Annotated in this window: 16 protein-coding genes; 5 read left to right on the forward strand and 11 right to left on the reverse strand. The window is 69.1% G+C overall.

The annotated features are described in order from the left end of the window. Positions 1-268: 268 nt before the first annotated feature. The gene (locus tag AC1DCG_RS13970) at positions 269-3,037 is read left to right on the forward strand and encodes a TonB-dependent receptor (RefSeq protein ID WP_477029364.1); all 2,769 of its coding nucleotides are present in this window, start codon (positions 269-271) and stop codon (positions 3,035-3,037) included. An 84-nt stretch (positions 3,038-3,121) separates the two neighbouring features. Then, positions 3,122-4,639: a tryptophan halogenase family protein gene (locus AC1DCG_RS13975; protein ID WP_477029363.1), complete on the forward strand. Its 1,518-nt coding sequence runs from the start codon at positions 3,122-3,124 to the stop codon at positions 4,637-4,639. A gap of 64 nt (positions 4,640-4,703) precedes the next feature. On the opposite strand, the gene AC1DCG_RS13980 is transcribed toward AC1DCG_RS13975, so the two are convergent. The 10 genes from AC1DCG_RS13980 to AC1DCG_RS14025 form a co-directional block, all read right to left on the reverse strand. Next, on the reverse strand, positions 4,704-5,690 hold the full coding sequence (locus AC1DCG_RS13980) for a type II secretion system F family protein (protein WP_165261798.1): 987 nt from the start codon (positions 5,688-5,690) through the stop codon (positions 4,704-4,706). Positions 5,691-5,702: 12 nt separating this feature from the next. Beyond that, on the reverse strand, positions 5,703-6,680 hold the full coding sequence (locus tag AC1DCG_RS13985) for a type II secretion system F family protein (RefSeq protein ID WP_165261796.1): 978 nt from the start codon (positions 6,678-6,680) through the stop codon (positions 5,703-5,705). A 9-nt stretch (positions 6,681-6,689) separates the two neighbouring features. Then, entirely contained in the window at positions 6,690-8,186 is a 1,497-nt protein-coding gene (locus AC1DCG_RS13990; protein ID WP_477041523.1) for a CpaF family protein, read from the reverse strand. Between the two features lie 6 nt (positions 8,187-8,192). Continuing rightward, the gene (locus AC1DCG_RS13995; protein WP_477029361.1) at positions 8,193-9,734 is read right to left on the reverse strand and encodes a CpaE/TadZ family protein; all 1,542 of its coding nucleotides are present in this window, start codon (positions 9,732-9,734) and stop codon (positions 8,193-8,195) included. Next, complete coding sequence (locus AC1DCG_RS14000) at positions 9,731-10,426, reverse strand: CpaD family pilus assembly protein (protein WP_477029360.1); 696 nt, start codon at positions 10,424-10,426, stop codon at positions 9,731-9,733. Before AC1DCG_RS14000 ends, AC1DCG_RS13995 begins: the two co-directional genes overlap by 4 nt. Before the next feature lie 11 nt (positions 10,427-10,437). Next, complete coding sequence (locus tag AC1DCG_RS14005; protein WP_477029359.1) at positions 10,438-12,165, reverse strand: type II and III secretion system protein family protein; 1,728 nt, start codon at positions 12,163-12,165, stop codon at positions 10,438-10,440. Continuing rightward, positions 12,162-13,052, reverse strand: coding sequence for a Flp pilus assembly protein CpaB (gene cpaB, locus AC1DCG_RS14010; protein ID WP_477041524.1), 891 nt, complete (start codon positions 13,050-13,052; stop codon positions 12,162-12,164). Before cpaB ends, AC1DCG_RS14005 begins: the two co-directional genes overlap by 4 nt. Before the next feature lie 206 nt (positions 13,053-13,258). Next, the gene (locus AC1DCG_RS14015; protein ID WP_477029358.1) at positions 13,259-13,771 is read right to left on the reverse strand and encodes an A24 family peptidase; all 513 of its coding nucleotides are present in this window, start codon (positions 13,769-13,771) and stop codon (positions 13,259-13,261) included. Positions 13,772-13,940: 169 nt separating this feature from the next. Beyond that, positions 13,941-14,117, reverse strand: coding sequence for a Flp family type IVb pilin (locus tag AC1DCG_RS14020; RefSeq protein ID WP_165261782.1), 177 nt, complete (start codon positions 14,115-14,117; stop codon positions 13,941-13,943). 28 nt (positions 14,118-14,145) lie between these two features. Continuing rightward, positions 14,146-14,319 carry a Flp family type IVb pilin gene (locus AC1DCG_RS14025; protein WP_165261780.1) on the reverse strand — a complete coding sequence of 58 codons (174 nt, stop codon included), beginning with the start codon at positions 14,317-14,319 and terminating at the stop codon, positions 14,146-14,148. 313 nt (positions 14,320-14,632) lie between these two features. On the opposite strand from AC1DCG_RS14025, the gene AC1DCG_RS14030 reads away from it, so the two are divergent. From AC1DCG_RS14030 to AC1DCG_RS14040, 3 genes are all read left to right on the forward strand, one after another. Further along, positions 14,633-15,064, forward strand: a complete 432-nt coding sequence (locus AC1DCG_RS14030) for a pilus assembly protein N-terminal domain-containing protein (RefSeq protein WP_165261778.1) — start codon at positions 14,633-14,635, stop codon at positions 15,062-15,064. Between the two features lie 107 nt (positions 15,065-15,171). Then, positions 15,172-15,750, forward strand: coding sequence for a TadE/TadG family type IV pilus assembly protein (locus tag AC1DCG_RS14035; protein WP_477029357.1), 579 nt, complete (start codon positions 15,172-15,174; stop codon positions 15,748-15,750). Beyond that, positions 15,747-16,286 (forward strand): TadE/TadG family type IV pilus assembly protein, encoded by a 540-nt coding sequence (locus AC1DCG_RS14040; protein ID WP_165261774.1) that lies wholly within the window; start codon positions 15,747-15,749, stop codon positions 16,284-16,286. Before AC1DCG_RS14035 ends, AC1DCG_RS14040 begins: the two co-directional genes overlap by 4 nt. Here the strand turns inward: AC1DCG_RS14040 and AC1DCG_RS14045 are convergent. Next, the coding region (locus tag AC1DCG_RS14045; RefSeq protein ID WP_477041525.1) for an aminotransferase class IV at positions 16,283-16,775 on the reverse strand (493 nt) is incomplete at its 5' end. The genes AC1DCG_RS14040 and AC1DCG_RS14045 overlap by 4 nt on opposite strands.

Raw genomic sequence — 16,775 nt, forward strand, 5'->3', positions numbered from 1 at the left:
CGATGCGTCGCCCAGGTCAATTTTGCATAGATTTGCAAAGCCGTTTGCAGGCTGTCAATCCATTCGCCTCGCGATCAGCCCGCCACACCCTGTCGCACTGTGGCGAAATAGCCGCAAAAACCCTTTGAAACATGGGGATCTCGCACCCTGACGTCGCGGAACATGACAATCCGTCCATTTTTCAGTTGCAAAAGTCTCGATGCGTTTGCAGTAATTTGCGCAACACGGCGCGGGAGAACCGCGCGGACCAACTTGCGGGAGGGAACACATGGACATCCGATTCAAGCCGCGCCGCGCGGCGCTGATGAGCGGGGCCGCCACCGGCCTGGCGCTGCTGCTGGCCGCCGGAGCGGCCTACGCCCAGGCCCCGGCCGCCGGCCAGACCACCGAAGACAACGCCGTCGAGGAAATCACCGTCACCGGCATCCGGGCCTCGATCGAGAACTCGATCGCCCTGAAGAAGGCCTCCAGCTCGATCGTCGAGACGGTCTCGGCCGAAGACATCGGCAAGCTGCCCGACACCTCGATCGCCGAGTCGCTGGCCCGCCTGCCGGGCCTGACCGCCCAGCGCCTGGACGGCCGCGCCCAGTCGATCTCGGTCCGGGGCCTGGGTCCCGACTTCAACACCGTGCTGCTGAACGGCCGCGAGCAGGTCTCGACCAGCGACAACCGCGGCGTCGAGTTCGACCAGTATCCGTCTGAAATCCTCAGCGGCGTGGTGGTCTACAAGACCCCCGACGCCGGCGTGGTCGGCCAGGGCCTGGCCGCCACGGTCGACCTGCGCACCATCCGCCCGCTCGACTACGGCAAGACGGTCATCTCGGCCAACGCCCGCTACGAGATGAACGGCGAGAAGAAGCTGAACCCCGACGCCAAGGACAAGGGCGGCCGCTTCAGCGCCACCTTCGTCGACCAGTTCGCCGACGACACCGTCGGCGTGGCCCTGTCGGTCTCGCACATCTCCTCGCCCACCCAGAGCCGTCGCTTCAACGCCTGGGGCTACCCGACCACGGGTACGGCCAACGACCTGGTGATCGGCGGCGCCAAGCCCTACAACCAGTCCAACAACCTCAAGCGCACCGGCGTCATCGGCGTGTTCGAGTACAAGCCGAACGACAAGTTCCACACCTCCCTCGACGCCTACTATTCCGACTTCAAGGAAAAGCAGATCCTGCGCGGCATCGAACTGCCGCTGTACTGGAGCTCGGCCACGCTGCAGCCCGGCTACACCGTCACCGACGGCTTCGTGACCGCCGGGACCTACACCGGGGTCAAGGGCGTGATGCGCAACGACCTCAACACCCGCAACGCCAAGCTGGCCTCGCTGGGCTGGAACACCGCCTACACGTTCGACAACGGCTGGACCGCCGTGGCCGACCTCTCGTGGTCGCACGCCGAGCGCAAGGACGTCATCTTCGAGTCCTACTCGGGCACCGGCCCCAGCGGCAGCGGCGCGACCGACACCCTGAGCTTCCGCACCACGCCGGGCGCGGGCACCATGTTCAGCTCGACTCTGGACTACACCAACCCCGCCCAGATCGTGCTGACCGACCCGCAAGGCTGGGGCGCGGGCGCGGCCGGCGGGGCCCTGACCCAGGCCGGCTTCTATAACACCCCGGAAATCGAGGACGAGCTGAAGGCGATCAAGCTGGCCGCCAAGCGCGACCTGTCCTGGGGCCCGATCAACACCGTCGAGTTCGCCTACAACGGCAGCCTGCGCGAGAAATCCAAGGAAGTGCACGAAAGCTTCCTGACCTTCGGCGGCCGCATCGCCGACGGCGCCCCGACCAGCCGCGCCATCCCGACCGCGGCGATCCTGGGCACGGTCAGCCTCGACATGATCGGCATCAAGGGCATGCTGGCCTATGATCCGATGTACCTGCTGAAGAACGGCGTCTACACGCTGATCGCCGACCAGAACCCCGCCGTGCAGACCCGCAACTGGTCGGTGCGCGAAGAGGTTCACCTGGCCTATGCCAAGTTCGGCATCGACAGCACGGTGGGCTCCATCCCGGTGACCGGCAACGCCGGCGTCCAGGTGGTCTACACCGACCAGTTCTCGACCGGCGTGGCCGTGGACCCCAACAACGTCGCCAACCCGATGTCGACCGACGACGGCGACAAGTTCACCTACGTGCTGCCGAGCCTGAACCTGACCTTCGACCTCAGCAACGAGACCCTGCTGCGCGTCGGCCTGGCCCGCACCCTGGCCCGCGCCCGGATGGACGAACTGCGCGCCAGCCAGTCGTTCAACCAGAACCCGGCCTACCTGACCTCGACCAATCCCAACCAGTCGTACTTCAGCGCCAACGGCGGCAACCCGCGCCTGCGTCCGTACATCGCCGACGGCGTCGACCTGTCGCTGGAGAAGTACTTCGGCCGCTCGGCCTATGTCTCGGTGGCCGCCTACTACAAAAAGCTGTCGAACTACGTGAACTCGAACTCGTCGAGCTACAAGGACTTCGCGGCCTTCACCTACCTGCTGACCCCGGCCCAGCAGGCCGCCCTCGGCACCACCGTCGGCCTGGTCACCGGTCCCGACAACGGCAAGGGCGGCTTCATCCGCGGCGTCGAGTTCTCGACCTCGCTGCAGGGCGACCTGCTGTGGGAGCCCCTGCGCCACTTCGGCCTGCAGTTCAGCGCCTCGCTGACCGACAGCGAAGTGAAGCTGGAAGACAACATGGACCCGATCGACATGCCCGGCCTGTCGAAGAAGGTCGTCAACACCACGTTCTACTACGAGAACAACGGCTTCAACGCCCGGATCAGCAACCGCTATCGCGGCAAGTTCCTGGGCGAGGTGGCCGGCCTGTCGGCCTCGCGCATCTACCGCACGGTGGACGCTGAATCGGTGCTCGACGCCCAGATCGGCTACGAGTTCCGCGAGGGCCGCCTCGAGGGCCTGTCGCTGATGCTGCAAGCCAACAACATCACCGACGAGCCGTTCAAGACCTACGAGAACGGCGATAAGCGCCGGACCATCGACTACCAGAAGTACGGCACCACCTACATGTTCGGCGTCGCCTACAAGTTCTAAGGCCCCGAACACGTCTTTCGAAGAGCCCCGCCGGTCCGCCGGCGGGGCTTTTTGCTTTTAGTAGGGAGACAAGGACGCAAGGCCATGGCGGAAAACCGCATCGGCAGGATCGTCATCGTCGGCGGCGGCACGGCCGGCTGGATGAGCGCGGCGATGCTGTCGCGCGCCCTGGGGCCCACGGTCGCCATCAGCCTGGTGGAGTCCGAGGCCATCGGCACGGTGGGGGTCGGCGAGGCCTCGATCCCGCAGCTGCGCAACTTCAACGCCTTCATCGGCCTCGACGAGGACGCCTTCCTTCGCGCCACCGAAGGCACGATCAAGCTGGGCATCGAGTTCGTCGACTGGCTGACGCCCGGCCATCGCTACATGCACGCCTTCGGCCCCGTCGGCCGGCCGCTGGGCGTCACGCCCTTCCACCACTACTGGCTCGACGCCCGCCGGCGCGGAACCGCCAGCGACGACTTCTGGGCCTGGTCGGCCAACGCCCTGGCCGCCCGCGCCGAACGCTTCGGACGCACAGCCGGCGCGGCCGGCGGCGAACCGCTGACCTGGGCCTTCCATTTCGACGCCGCCCTCTACGCCCGCCACCTGCGCGCCCATGCCGAGACCCGGGGCGTCCGCTGCGTCGAGGGCCGCATCGTCGGCGTCGACCAGGACGGCGAAACGGGCTTCCTGCGCGCCGTGACCCTGGAGGGCGAGCGGCGGGTCGAGGGCGAGCTCTTCATCGACTGCTCGGGCTTTCGCGGTCTCCTGATCGAGGAGGCGCTGAAGTCCGGCTACGAGGACTGGCGCAAGTGGCTGCCGATGGACAGCGCCTGGGCCGTTCCCAGCCGCGATCCCGCCCCGCCGGTTCCCTACACCCGCGCCTGGGCCCGCGACGCCGGCTGGCAGTGGCGCATCCCCCTGCAGCACCGCACCGGCAACGGTCACGTGTTCTCCAGCGCCTGGACCGACAAGGACGCCGCGGCCCGCACGCTGATGGACAACCTGGAGGGCGAGGCCCTGGCGCAGCCGCGCCTGCTGACCTTCGTCACCGGCCGCCGCAAGAAGAGCTGGAACCGCAACGTCGTGGCCCTGGGCCTGGCCTCAGGCTTCATGGAGCCGCTGGAGTCGACCAGCATCCACCTTGTGCAATCGGGCCTGGCGCGGCTCCTGGCGCTGTTTCCCGATCAGGGCTTCGACCCGCTGCTGGCCGCCGAGTTCAACCGCCAGACCGAGCAGGAGTACGCCTGCATCCGCGACTTTCTGGTCCTGCACTACAAAGCCACGCAGCGCGAGGACACGCCGTTCTGGGCCAGCCGCAAGGCGATGGAGGTCCCGCAAAGCCTGGCCGAGCGCATGGCCCTGTTCGCCAGCTCCGGCCGGGTGTTCAGCCGCGACGAGGACCTCTTCAAGGAAAGCAGCTGGGTGCAGGTGCTGCTGGGCCAGGGCCTGACGCCGACGGCCTCCCACCCGATGACCGCCGTGGTCGCCGACGCCCAGGTCGACGGCTGGCTGGGCGACCTGGCGCGCATCGCCGAGCGCACGGCCGCGTCCCTGCCCGGCCACGCCGCCTTCCTGGCCGGCGTGAAAGCCGAACCCGAGCCGCGCCTGACGGGCTGATCCCCTTCCCCTGACTGACCCTCGCCGGAACCTGCGCCGGCGAGGGTCGCCTTTTCGGGGAGGCTCAGCCGACCGGCTTCTTGGCCATGGTGTCGGAGATCTTCAGGATCGCCGGGCCGAGGATGACGATGAACAGCACCGGCAGGAAGAACACGATCATCGGCACGGTCAGCTTCGGCGGCAGGCTGGCGGCCTTCTTCTCGGCGGCCGACAGGCGCAGCTCGCGGTTTTCCTTGGCCATCACCCGCAGGGCCGCGCCCAGCGGCGTGCCGTAGCGCTCGGCCTGGATCATGGCCGTGGCCACCGACTTGATGCCCGGATGGTTGGTGCGCCGGGCCAGGCCCTCGTAGGCCAGGCGCCGGTCGGGCAGGTAGGACAGTTCGGCGGTGAGCAGGGAGAGCTCCTCGGCCAGCTCCATCGAGCTGGCGCCGACCTCGTTGCTGACCTTCTGGATGGCCGCCTCGATCGACATGCCGCTCTCGACGCAGATCAGCAGCAGGTCCAGCGCGTCGGGAAAGGCCGCGACGATCGACTCGCGTCGCTTCTGGGCGGCGTTCTGGATGTAGAGGTTGGGCGCGTAGTAGCCGACGGTCAGCGCGCCGACGCAGATCGCCACCTTCTGGATCGTCTGCAGGCCCAGCCCGTTCATGCCGAACAGGTAGACCGCCGCGAACAGCGCGAAGACGAACGGCATCACGAAGCGGAAGAAATAGAAGGTCGACACCGGCTTGGGACCGCGGAAGCCGGCCTGGGCCAGCTTGTCGACGACCTTCGGGTCCTCCAGCAGCTTCGACAGCTGCAGGCGGTCGACGATGGTCTTGTAGAGGCCCTCGTCGGTGTGGCGCAGGCTGGAGCCGGAGGCGCCCTTCTGGGCCATGGCCGCGCGCGAGCGGCGGCGCAGCTCCTCGCGACGGTTGGCCACCGACTTCAGGCGGCTTTCCAGGCCGTTGCTGTTCATCACCGGCGCGGCCAGGGTGATGATGGTGGCGAACACCACCACCGCCACGAAGGCGGTCAGCAGGTTGGAGGGATCCGTCAGCATCTGGACCATGCGCGCGCCTCCCTAGAACTTGAAGTTGATCATGCGGCGCATGATGAAGATGCCCATGCTCATCCAGATCGCCGCGGCCAGCAGCATCAGGCGGCCGCGCAGGTCGGTGAACAGGGTGCTCATGTATTCGGGGGCGATGACCGTGATCAGGATCATCACGCCGGGCGGCAGACAGCCGATGATGAAGGCCGAGGCCACGGCTTCGGCCGACAGCGCCTTGATCTTCTCGGCCATCAGCTTGCGCGATCGCAGCACGGTCGACAGGTTGCCCAGGGCCTCGGCCAAGTTGCCGCCGGTCTTCTGCTGGATGTTGAGCACGATCGCGAAGAACCGCACCTCGGCGGTGGGCATGCGCTCGTAGAGCCGCTCCAGCGCCGTATCCAGGGGCATGCCCATGGCGATGTTCTCGGTCAGGGTGCGGAACTCGCCGGCCAGGGGCTCGGGGCTCTCCTTGCCGATGATCTTCAGGCAGTCGTGCACCGGCAGGCCCGACTTGATGCCGCGCACGATGATGTCGATGGCGTCGGCGAAGGCGTCGATGAACTTCTTGGTGCGCTGCTTGCCCATGAAGCCGATCACCCAGCGCGGCAGGCCAAAGCCCGCGGCGAAGCCGGCGCCCAGGGCGACCAGGGGCATCTGGCGCAGCATCAGCAGGAACAGGGTGACGAACAGCCCCAGCCCGCCGCTGATGATCCAGAACATCTTGGCGTTCTCGCCCAGGCCGGCGGCCCGCAGGCGGGCGGCGATCGTCAGCGTCGCCTTCTTCTGCTTGCGATCCTGCTCCTTGAGCGTCTTGAGGATCTGCTTGCGGCGGGCGTCGGGGGTGTTGGCCGCGACCTTGGCCCGCGCCGCGGCCTGGCGCTCGCCGCCGCCGACGATCACCTGGGCGCGCTTGGCCGCCTTGGCGCCCGCGCTCTCGCCCCCGCCGGTCAGCACGAAGCCGAGCCCGGCGATGGTGATGAAGCCGAGGACGGCGATCAGGATGAACATCGCCGCGCCCTACTCCGCCGCGTCCAGCGCTTCGGCCAGCTCGCGCTCGAGGCCGTAATAGCGGGCGCGGTCCCAGAAGCGCGGCCGGGCGATGCCGGTCGAGCGGTGCTTGCCCAGCACCTTGCCGTTCTCATCCTCGCCGGTGATCTCGTAGACGAACAGGTCCTGGGTGACGATGACGTCGCCTTCCAGGCCGACGACCTCGGTGACGTGGGTGATGCGGCGGCTGCCGTCGCGCAGGCGGGCGGCCTGGATGATCACGTCGACCGAGCCGACGATCATCTCCTTGATGGTCTTCGAGGGCAGGCCGTAGCCGCCCATGGTGATCATGCTCTCGACGCGGCTGATGGCCTCGCGCGGGCTGTTGGCGTGCAGCGTGCCCATCGAGCCGTCGTGGCCGGTGTTCATGGCCTGCAGCAGGTCGAACGCCTCGGGGCCGCGGACTTCGCCGACGATGATCCGCTCGGGACGCATCCGCAGGCAGTTCTTGACCAGATCGCGCATCGTCACCGCGCCCTGGCCTTCCAGGTTGGGCGGGCGGGTTTCCAGGCGCACCACGTGCGGCTGCTGCAACTGCAGTTCGGCCGCGTCCTCGCAGGTCACGACCCGCTCGGTGGGGTCGATGAAGGCGGTCATGGTGTTGAGCAAGGTGGTCTTGCCCGAGCCGGTGCCGCCCGAGATGATGACGTTGCAGCGGCAGGCGCCGATGACGCCGAGGACGCGCGCGCCCTCGGGGCTGATGGAGAGGAACTCCACCAGGTTCTTCATCGTCAGCTTGTCCTTCTTGAACTTCCGGATGGTCAGGGTGGGACCATCCAGCGCCAAGGGGGGCGCGATGACGTTGACGCGGCTGCCGTCGGGAAGGCGCGCGTCGCAGATCGGCGAGCTTTCGTCGACCCGGCGGCCGACCTGGCTGACGATCCGCTGGCAGATGTTCATCAGCTGCAGGTTGTCGCGGAAGCGGACGTTGGTCAGCTGCACCTTGCCGGCCACTTCGATGAACACCCGGTGGGCGCCGTTGACCATGATGTCGGCGATGTCGTCGCGGGCCAGCAGCGGCTCCAGCGGGCCGTAGCCGAGGACGTCGTTGATGATGTCCTGGACCAGGTGCTCCTGCTCGGACACCGACATCGAGACGTTCTTGATCGCCACCAGCTCGGCGACGATGTCGCGGATTTCCTCGGCCGCCGCCTTCTGGTCCAGCTGGGCCAGTTGCGACAGGTCGATGGTGTTGAGCAGGGCGTTGAAGATCGTCGTCTTGGTGGCGTGATAGTAGTCGCTCTGCTCACGGACGATCGTGGTGGTCTGCTGCTGCCCCTGGGCGGCGCGCAGCTGCTCCAGGCCCTGGGTGGCCTTGGGCGCGGCGGRCGGCTTGACGGGCGCGGCGGCCGGCGCCGCGGCGGGATCGACGCGCTGCGGGCGCGTGGCGATGGCCGTCCCGCCGGTGGGGGCGGGAGGCGGCGCCTGGCGCTCGGTGACGGTGGCCTGATCGCGCTTGCCGAACATTCGCCCCTACTTCTTCTTGAACAGACCCGACAGGATCGACGCCGACTTGGCGGCCGCCGGCGCCTCGCGACGGCTGATCAGCCGCGCCAGGTGATCGACGCCCTCGGCCGCCTTCGACTTGGGGGCCACCTCGGCGACCATCTGGCCGTTGTTGGCGGCCTGGCCGAACAGCTTGGGATCGAACGGCAGCACCAGCGACGGCGTCACGCCCAGCGCCTCGCCGAAGTCCTTGACCGGGATCTCCGGACGCCCCGGCACGCCGACCTGGTTCAGCACCAGCCGCGGCGGGATGTCGTTGGGGCGCGCCTGGCGCACCAGGTCGACGATGTTCTTGGCGTTGCGCAGACTGGCCAGGTCCGGCGTGGCGACGATGACCAGATCGTCGCTGCCGACCAGCACCTTGCGGGTCCAGGGCGCCCAGCTGTGCGGCAGGTCCAGCACCACGAACGGGGCGGCGCCGCGCATCTTCTGCGTCACCTCCTCGTAGGCGTCGGCGCCGATGTCGTAGTCCTGCTCCAGCGTGGCCGGGGCGGCCAGCAGCGACAGGCGGTCGCCGCAGCGGACCATCATCCGGTCCATCAGCACCGGGTCCAGGCGCTCGGGCTGGCTGAGCGCGTCGAGCACGCCCTGCAGCGGGTCCTGGTTGAAGTCGAGGCCGGCGGTGCCGAACGGCAGGTCCAGGTCGACGATGACCGTGGCCGCCTCCATCCGCTCGGCCATCGACCAGGCGAAGTTGTGGGCCAGGGTCGAGGAGCCCACGCCCCCCTTGGCCCCGACGAAGGCCACCTGGCGGCCGACGAACGGCGCCGACGGGTCTGAATACAGCGCGGTGACGGCGCGGATCACCTGCAGCGGGCTCTTGGGCTGGGTCAGGTACTCGCTGACCCCGCGACGCATCAGCTCGCGATAGAGGGCGATGTCGTTGGTCTGGCCGATCACCACGACCTTGGTGCCGGGGTCGCAGACCTGGGCCAGGCCGTCCAGCAGCGCCAGCATGCGCTGGGCCGAGTCCATGGTCTCGACCAGCACCAGCGAGGGCGTCGGCTGGTTCTGATAGAAGTCGACGGCCGCCTCCAGGCCGCCCGAGCGCGTGACGACCGAGGCGCGGTTCATCCGGCGATCGGCGGCCGCGGCCTCGATCACCGCCAGGGTCTCGGCGCGGACGCCGAAGGCGTGGATGGCGATGCGCGGCACGCTGGCCTCGCCGACGCCTGCCTCGACGCCGGGCAGGATTTCGTCATGCGCCGAGACGCCCCAGTCCATCGCGGCCGGCTCGGGCGCGGCCACGGGCGCGGGGCGCGGCGCCTCCTGGACCGGCGGGGCCAGGTCGGCGAACGGGTTGGACGCCAGGCTGGCGAGGCCAGGCGCAGGCTCGGGCCGGCTCTCCGGCCGAGGCCGGGCGGGCGGGAAGTCGGCGAACGGGTCGCTGGCCGCCGCCGCCGGGGCGGGCGCCGTGCGCCACGGATCGCCGCCGACCGGCGCGAACTCGTCGTCGGCCTCGAAGCCCAGGTCGAAGGGATCGGGATCGGTGGTCCGGAAGGTCGTCATTTCACCACCCGAGAAACGGCGCCGTCGGACTGGGTGTCCTTCTGCGACGCGGTCGGTTCGCCGGCGCGATACTTGCCCATGACCACGCCGCGGCGCATGGCGTCGGCCGAGTCCTCGCGGCGCGGGCCCTGAAGATCGGCGGGATTGGCCACCTGCGAGGCGATGTTGGCGGTCACGGCGCAGCCGAAGTTGGCGTAGGCCTGGTTGCTCTGCGTGGCCGTCAGGTTGCCCCAGGAGCCGCAGCGCGGGACCTCGACCTCATGGCGCAGGTAGCCCACGCGCAGCGGCGGCGCCTTGTCGCCGTCGGCCGGGTAGGAGTCGATGCGGATGGCGAAGCGCGGCGCGCCGGCGTCGATCAGGTAGGCGCGGGCGGCGGCGGCCATGCGGCCGGCGGCCGGGGCCTCGGGTCCGCCCACCGGCGCCAGCACGACCAGCTCCTTGGCCTCGGCCTCGGTGAACCGGGCCAGCAGCGAGTCCAGCGCCCGCACCTGGGTCGGCGACAGGCCCTCGGGGTGCACGGCCAGCAGCACCTCGTCGGGCGCGGCGCTGACCTTGACCTTGTCGGTCCATTGCTCGGTCGGGGTGATCGCCACCGCGGCCGGCGGCGGCGCGCGTTCGGTCGACGCGCAGGCGGCCAGGGCCGCAAGGCCGGCGCCGGCGAGGATGGCGCGGAAGGTTTTGGCTCGCGTCATGGTCCGCGTCCTTATTCGATCACGTAGCCGACCGGACCCTGATAGGTCCGCTCGACGTTGGCGCCCGCGGGGGCCTTGACCACCTTGTTCAGGCGGCCCAGCAGCACGGTGCTCATGTCGCCGGCGATCTGCAGGCCGTCGGCCGGCGTCTGCTGATCCTGCGGCCGGGTGGGGTCGACGATGTAGGGAGTGATGATCACCACCAGCTCGGTCTCGCCGTTCAGGTAGTCGCGCGAGCGGAACAGCGAGCCCAGGATCGGCAGCGAGGTCATGCCCGGCAGGGAGTCGATGTTCTCCTTGGTCTGCTGGTGCAGCAGGCCCGCGATCATCAGGGCGCCGCCCGAAGGCAGCTCCACGGTGGTCTCGGCGCGGCGCACCGACAGGCCCGGCACCACCAGGGTCGAGCTGGTGCCGGTGGAGACGGTGAAGGCCCCCAGGCTCGACAGCTCCGAGACCTCGGTCGACAGCTTCAGCGAGATGCGGCCGCCCGACATCACCACCGGGGTGTAGCCCAGGCCCACGCCGTAGGGCTTGAATTCGATGGTCACGCGGCCGTTCTCGTCGCTGCCCGTGGGCACCGGGAACTCGCCGCCGGCCAGGAACTTGCCGGCCTCGCCGGAGACGACTGTCAGGTTCGGCTCGGCCAGGGTGCGGATCAGGCCCACCCGCTCGAACGCCTGAAGACAGGCGTTGAGGTTGTTGCCGGTGGCCATGCTGTAGGCGGTGCTGGCGGCGCTGGAGACCAGGCCGGTCAGCGAATTGCTGCTGCCCGAGCTTCCGCTGTTGCCCGACGAGGTGGTCGTGGTGGTGACCGCGCCGGTCACCGGATCGGTGACGCTGACGCTGGTCGAGGTCGTGGCGGTCGTCGACCCGGTCGAGCCGCTCGTCACGCTGCCGTTGTTCGTCAGCGAGGCGTTGTTGGTGTAGTTCGTCGTGCGGACGTTGTTGCGGCCGTAGCAGAGGTCGGCGCCGCCGACCATGCCGCCATTGACTGCGAAGGTGTTCTCGCGGCCAAGGCTGTAGGTCTTGAAGCCGTCGTTGAGCAGGTTGCTGGTCGACACGCCCAGCTGCTTGATGATGTTGCGCTGGACCTCGACGACCCGCACCTTGAGCATCACCTGGTCCTTGCCGGCGATGCTGAGCATGTTGACCACCTGCTCGGGCTTGGAGACGAACTGCTGGGCGACCAGCACCGCCTTGCTGGAGTCAGAGGCGTTGGCAACCGTACCGGTCAGGATCACGCTGTCGCGCACCGGCTGCACCTCGATGCGGGCGTCGGGCAGCACCTTGCGCAGGGTGTCCTGCAGCAGGCCGGAATCCTCGTCGACCCGGATGGCCAGCGACAGCAGGCGGCGGCCGGCGGCGTCGAAGAACACCGCGTCGGTCGAGCCCTTGCCCACGCCCAGCACGTAGATGCGGCGCGGATTGCGCAGCACCGCGTCGGCCACCTGCGGGTTGGTGACCAGCATGTCGCGCACGTCGACCGGCAGCTCGATGATCGCCGACTTGCCGCGCGGCAGGTTCAGGACGCGAGCGTCGGGGCCGGCGGTCAGGTCGACGCGCAGCACCTGGTCGGCGACCGGCTGCGGCGCATAGGTGACGACCGGGGCCGGCGCGCGCGGCGCGGCGCGGGCCGGACGGTAGACCCGGTTGCCGGCATAGCCGTCGGCATGAACCGCGGCCGCCGGGGCCAGGGCCGCCAGGATGGCGAGGGAGACGAGGGCGGATCGGCGGATCATTGGCGCACCGCGATGCTGGAGGTCTGTCCGCCGCGATTGATGCGGATGACCGTGGAGTCCTGGGTGGGGGCGGCGACGCCGGAGGGGCCGCCCAGGTCGGTGTAGGCGCGCAGCGCCAGGGTGACGGGGCCCGACGCCTTGGCGCGGGTCAGGGCCTCGGCCTCGGCCGGGCGCACCTCGAGGGTGGCCGTGGCGGCGACGATGGTCTTGGCGTCCTTCTCGGCGGCGGTGGCCTGGTCGAGAGCGAGGACGCGGATGTTCTGCAGCACGGTCTCGGCGACCACCTGCTTGCCGCCGCCGTTGGTGTCGGCGTTGGGCGCGTCGCGGCTCATCAGCACGTCGACGCGGTCGCCGGGCAGGATGAAGCCGCCGGCCGCGGTTTCGGAGGTGACGGGAACGGCCATGGCGCGGGCGCCGGGCGACAGCACGACGGAGAGGTAGCCGCCCTCGCCGCCGCGAACGATCTTGCGGGCCACGATGGGCTCGCCGGCCAGCAGCGGGTCGCGAACGATCGCGCCCTCGACGCTGGCTTCGGGCGGTCCGCCGCCCAGCACGCCGGCGGCCTCGCCGACGGTCTTGACCGCCTTGGCCGCGCMATTGGCCGGTTCGACCGGGGCCGCGCCGTTGGTGAGATAGACGGGGCTGACGGCGTCGGCCGGCCAGGCCTTCCACTCGACGTCGTCCTTGGTCAGGCGCGTGCCGATCGCCAGGTCGCGCTTGGCGACCAGGACGAGGGTCATCGGCTTGGCGTCAAGGGTGGGCGCGGGCGCCGAAGCCACCGCTTCCGACTTGGCGGGTTTGCCGCCCAGGGCTTTCTGCATCAGCACGGCCAGGCCGATCGCCGAAACGGCGGCGACCAGCACGATGATGATTCTGACAGGGTTCATGCGCGGCGGAGCTCTGGCGTCGGCAGGACGGGTTCGGCGCGCCTGGAGAGCTTCACTCCGCCGGACGCAGGGATCGAACAGCCGTTCTGGCCGCATCGCAAACTGCGGCGCCCATGGTTAACAGCCACTAAAGGAAGCAGGCCGCCACGGCGTTTCGAGCCGCGACAGCCTGACGCGGACTCCCGAAAGCCGGGAGCCGTTCGCGGTCAGTTGAGCAAAGCTTGGCCGACGACGCTTTGCGGCAGGGCCGCCAGGGCCCCGGCCGCGATCGCCACGCCGTAGGGAACATCGCCCTTCTTGTCGCCCAGACGGCGCACCCAGGCCGGACCGCCGGCGATCACCGGCGCCAGCCAGCCCGAGCGCAGGCTCATCAGGCCCACGGTCAGCGCGCCGCCGGCCAGGGCCGTGGTCAGCAGGAACGGCGCGATGCCGGGCACGCCCATCCACAGCGCGCAGGCGGCCAGGAACTTGGCGTCGCCGCCGCCGACCCAGCGCAGGGCGAACATGATCATGCCGACCACCAGCAGGCCGAAGCCCACGGCCAGCGACAGGCCCGCCGAGGCCCAGCCGATCCCGCCCATCGCAGCGCCCAGCGGAAAGGCCGCGATCAGCGCCAGCGAGATCCAGTTGGGAATGGTGTAGCTGGTGACGTCCTTCAGGCCCGCGACGACGGCGAGGCCGGCGAAGACGATCAGCGGAAGGATCTGCAGGGTCTGCATGGCAGGGCCTCTAACCTCGACTTGCGCCAATCTATCCCGGCGCCGATGAAGCAATCGTTGCCGGGCTTGGCCACAGTGTTCTCTGTATTTGAGACCAGAAAAGAAGAAGGGCCGCGACGTCGGAACGTCGCGGCCCTTCAAGACCTTTGGGCTTCCCGCCTCTTCGCCGCTAGTTGCCTGCGGCGTCGAGGTGGCCCCGCACCCGGTCGAAAGCGCCGAGCAGGGGTTCGCGAAGCACGGGGACGGCGGCGACCACGATCAGGCTCATCAGAGCCGCGATCAGGCCGTACTCGATGGCCGTTGCGCCTCGTTCGTCATTCAGAAAACGATCGATAAAGGCGACCATCGGCCGTCTCCCTTGAGCGGTCCAAGCCTTACTGGGCGGCGTCCAGCTGACCAGCGGTACGCTCGAAGGCGCCTTCGATGGCCGGACGCAGGACGCCGAAAGCGGCGACGATGACGACGGCGATCAGGGCGATGATGAGGCCGTATTCGATGGCCGTGGCGCCCGACTCGTCCTTCAGGAAGCGCGTGACAAACTTCGACATGACTTGATCTCCTGCTGAGAAAACTTGGCTGGGCCTGCAAGCCATGGCGACTTGTTCACCCCCGAAAACACGATCAATTTCGCCCACCTCGATTAATCGGCAGTAAACACCGAGACATTCTGCCGATTTTTCTTTTGGTTTATTCAAGTTTACCATTATCAACTCTTAACCACGCCACCATTCGAGCGCATAAACCCGTTGATTCTCAAGGAATTCGCAGATGCGCAGCTTGTCGCACCCTGGCCGATCTTAGGTTTTTATTGACCATTCTTCGTCAGGGTGAAGTCATAGATTTCGCTCCGACAGGACCGCCATGCGCCGCCTCTCGCTCGCCATCGCCGCCGTTTTCAGCCTTTTCGGCGCCGCCGTGGCGGCCCAGGCGGCCGCTCCGACCGCCTCCGCGCCCACCCGCACCATGACCGTGGCCGCCGGCCAGGCGACGACGGTGCCCCTCGGCGGGCCCGCCCGCGAGATCGTGGTCGGCGACCCGCAGATCGCCGACGTCAGCGTCATCAACGACCGCACCCTGGTGATCCTGGGCAAGCGCGTGGGCGTGACCACCCTGTTCGCCTTCGACGCCCAGGGCCGACCGCTGGCCGGCGGCCAGGTGCTGGTGACCGACGTCACCGCCGACGCCGTGACCGTCCAGCGCGGCGTGAACGCCTCGGCCTACGCCTGCGACGGCCGCTGCACCGCCCTGACCGCCGCCGAGCCGGCGCCGGCGCCGGCGCCCGGCCAGCCCTGAACCCCTATCAAACGACTCCACGCACGCATGAGCGCGCGTGGAGCGGCTTAGGACGCGGTTAGGGAGCGGCCGCTATGGTCGGGCTCGTCGCAAACTCGGACCGCTCCATGGGGAAGCCTCCCGTCACGCTCAACGCCCGCCTGAGGCAGGCCGTCCGCCGCCGGCTGCACCGGTTCGCGCGCGCGCAGGACGGCGCGACCGCCGTCGAGTTCGCCCTGCTGCTGGCGCCGTTCCTGCTGCTGTTCTTCGGCCTGATCGAACTGGCGCTGGTGTTCTTCGTGTCGATGATGCTGGAGAACGCGGTCATCGACGCCGGCCGCGAGATCCGCACGGGCCAGGTCCAGACCTCCAGCGACAACTCGGCCACCGCCTTCAAGACCAAGGTCTGCCAGCGCATGAGCTGGCTGCAGGACAACTGCAGCACCCGCCTGCGCGTCGACGTGCGCACGGTGTCGACCTTCACCTCGACCAGCGGCCTGACGACGCCCAACACGATGTGCTGGGATCCCGGCGGCGCCAGCTCGCTGGTCGTCGTGCGCGCCTATTACGACTGGCCGGTGATCACGCCTCTGCTGGCCTCGGTCATCGAGACCTCGAAGGGCAAGAAGACGCTCGGCTTCACCACCGCCTTCGCCAACGAGCCGTTCAACAACGAAGCCGTCGTCGCCGTGAGCTGCCCCACATGACCCCGCGCCGTCCCCGCTTCACCCGCGACGTCCGTGGCGCGGTCGCCGTCGAGTTCGCCCTGCTGGCCCCGCTGCTGCTGCTGTTCTACTTCGGCATGGCCGAGCTGACCCAGGCGATGATGGCCCAGCGACGCCTGTTCCACGCCACCTCGCTGATCGGCGACATGGCCGCCCAGAACGGCCAGATCAACCAGACCCGGGTCAACGACATCTACAACATCAGCCTGGCGGTGATGAAGCCGTTCCCGGCCTCGCCCATGCGCCTGTGCCTCTACAGCGTGGTGTCCGACAGCAAGGGCAAGGACACCGTGGCCTGGGTCGCGCCCAAGAACAGCCCGACCGACTGCCCGGCCGCCGCCGCCGTGGTGACCAACGTCCCCGACAGCGTGCTGCCCGCCGGCAGCAGCGTCATCGTCAGCACCACCAGCTACAACTACACGCCGGCCACCAGCCTGAACAAAGCCTCGTTCACCTTCCGGCGGACCTACTTCCTGCGCCCGCGCCGCACCGAAACGGTGGAGTGGCTCAAGACCTAGGCCAGCGCGGCGGCCAGGGCCGCTACGCGCGGATCGACGCCCAGGGCGCGACCGTCCAGCGACACCAGGGGCCGCACGCCCGTCAGGCTGTTGGTCAGGAAGGCCGCATCGGCGCCGGCCAGGGCCTCGATCCTGGCGTGGACTTCGCGCACCTGCAGCCCCAGGCGAGCGGCCGCGTCCATCACCCGGCCGCGCGCCAGCCCCGCCAGCACGCCGCAGTCCAGCGCCGGCGTCGCCAGCACGTCCCCGTCCAGCCAGAACAGATTGCCCGCCGAGGCGCAGGCCAGGCGGCCCTGGTTGTCCAGCATCAAGGCCTCGTCGGCGCCGGCGTCGCGCGCCTGGGCCCGGGCCAGCACGTTGTCGAGATAGGCCAGCGTCTTCAGCCGCGAGGCCGGCGAGCCCTCGTTGCGGCGCACGGACGCGAGGATGGCCGACGCCGGCGCGCCAGCCGGCGGCGCGGGCGCGGCGGCGGCGAACAGCACGCAGGCC

This window comes from Caulobacter sp. 10L414 (assembly GCF_056395525.1).

Bases quoted from the DNA above. Each gene is read 5' to 3' on its own strand.
- AC1DCG_RS13970 (WP_477029364.1), top strand. From the start codon at position 269: ATGGACATCCGATTCAAGCCGCGCCGCGCGGCGCTGATGAGCGGGGCC.
- AC1DCG_RS13975 (WP_477029363.1), top strand. From the start codon at position 3,122: ATGGCGGAAAACCGCATCGGCAGGATCGTCATCGTCGGCGGCGGCACG.
- AC1DCG_RS13980 (WP_165261798.1), bottom strand. From the start codon at position 5,690: ATGGTCCAGATGCTGACGGATCCCTCCAACCTGCTGACCGCCTTCGTG.
- AC1DCG_RS13985 (WP_165261796.1), bottom strand. From the start codon at position 6,680: ATGTTCATCCTGATCGCCGTCCTCGGCTTCATCACCATCGCCGGGCTC.
- AC1DCG_RS13995 (WP_477029361.1), bottom strand. From the start codon at position 9,734: ATGACGACCTTCCGGACCACCGATCCCGATCCCTTCGACCTGGGCTTC.
- AC1DCG_RS14000 (WP_477029360.1), bottom strand. From the start codon at position 10,426: ATGACGCGAGCCAAAACCTTCCGCGCCATCCTCGCCGGCGCCGGCCTT.
- AC1DCG_RS14005 (WP_477029359.1), bottom strand. From the start codon at position 12,165: ATGATCCGCCGATCCGCCCTCGTCTCCCTCGCCATCCTGGCGGCCCTG.
- AC1DCG_RS14015 (WP_477029358.1), bottom strand. From the start codon at position 13,771: ATGCAGACCCTGCAGATCCTTCCGCTGATCGTCTTCGCCGGCCTCGCC.
- AC1DCG_RS14020 (WP_165261782.1), bottom strand. From the start codon at position 14,117: ATGGTCGCCTTTATCGATCGTTTTCTGAATGACGAACGAGGCGCAACG.
- AC1DCG_RS14025 (WP_165261780.1), bottom strand. From the start codon at position 14,319: ATGTCGAAGTTTGTCACGCGCTTCCTGAAGGACGAGTCGGGCGCCACG.
- AC1DCG_RS14030 (WP_165261778.1), top strand. From the start codon at position 14,633: ATGCGCCGCCTCTCGCTCGCCATCGCCGCCGTTTTCAGCCTTTTCGGC.
- AC1DCG_RS14035 (WP_477029357.1), top strand. From the start codon at position 15,172: ATGGGGAAGCCTCCCGTCACGCTCAACGCCCGCCTGAGGCAGGCCGTC.
- AC1DCG_RS14040 (WP_165261774.1), top strand. From the start codon at position 15,747: ATGACCCCGCGCCGTCCCCGCTTCACCCGCGACGTCCGTGGCGCGGTC.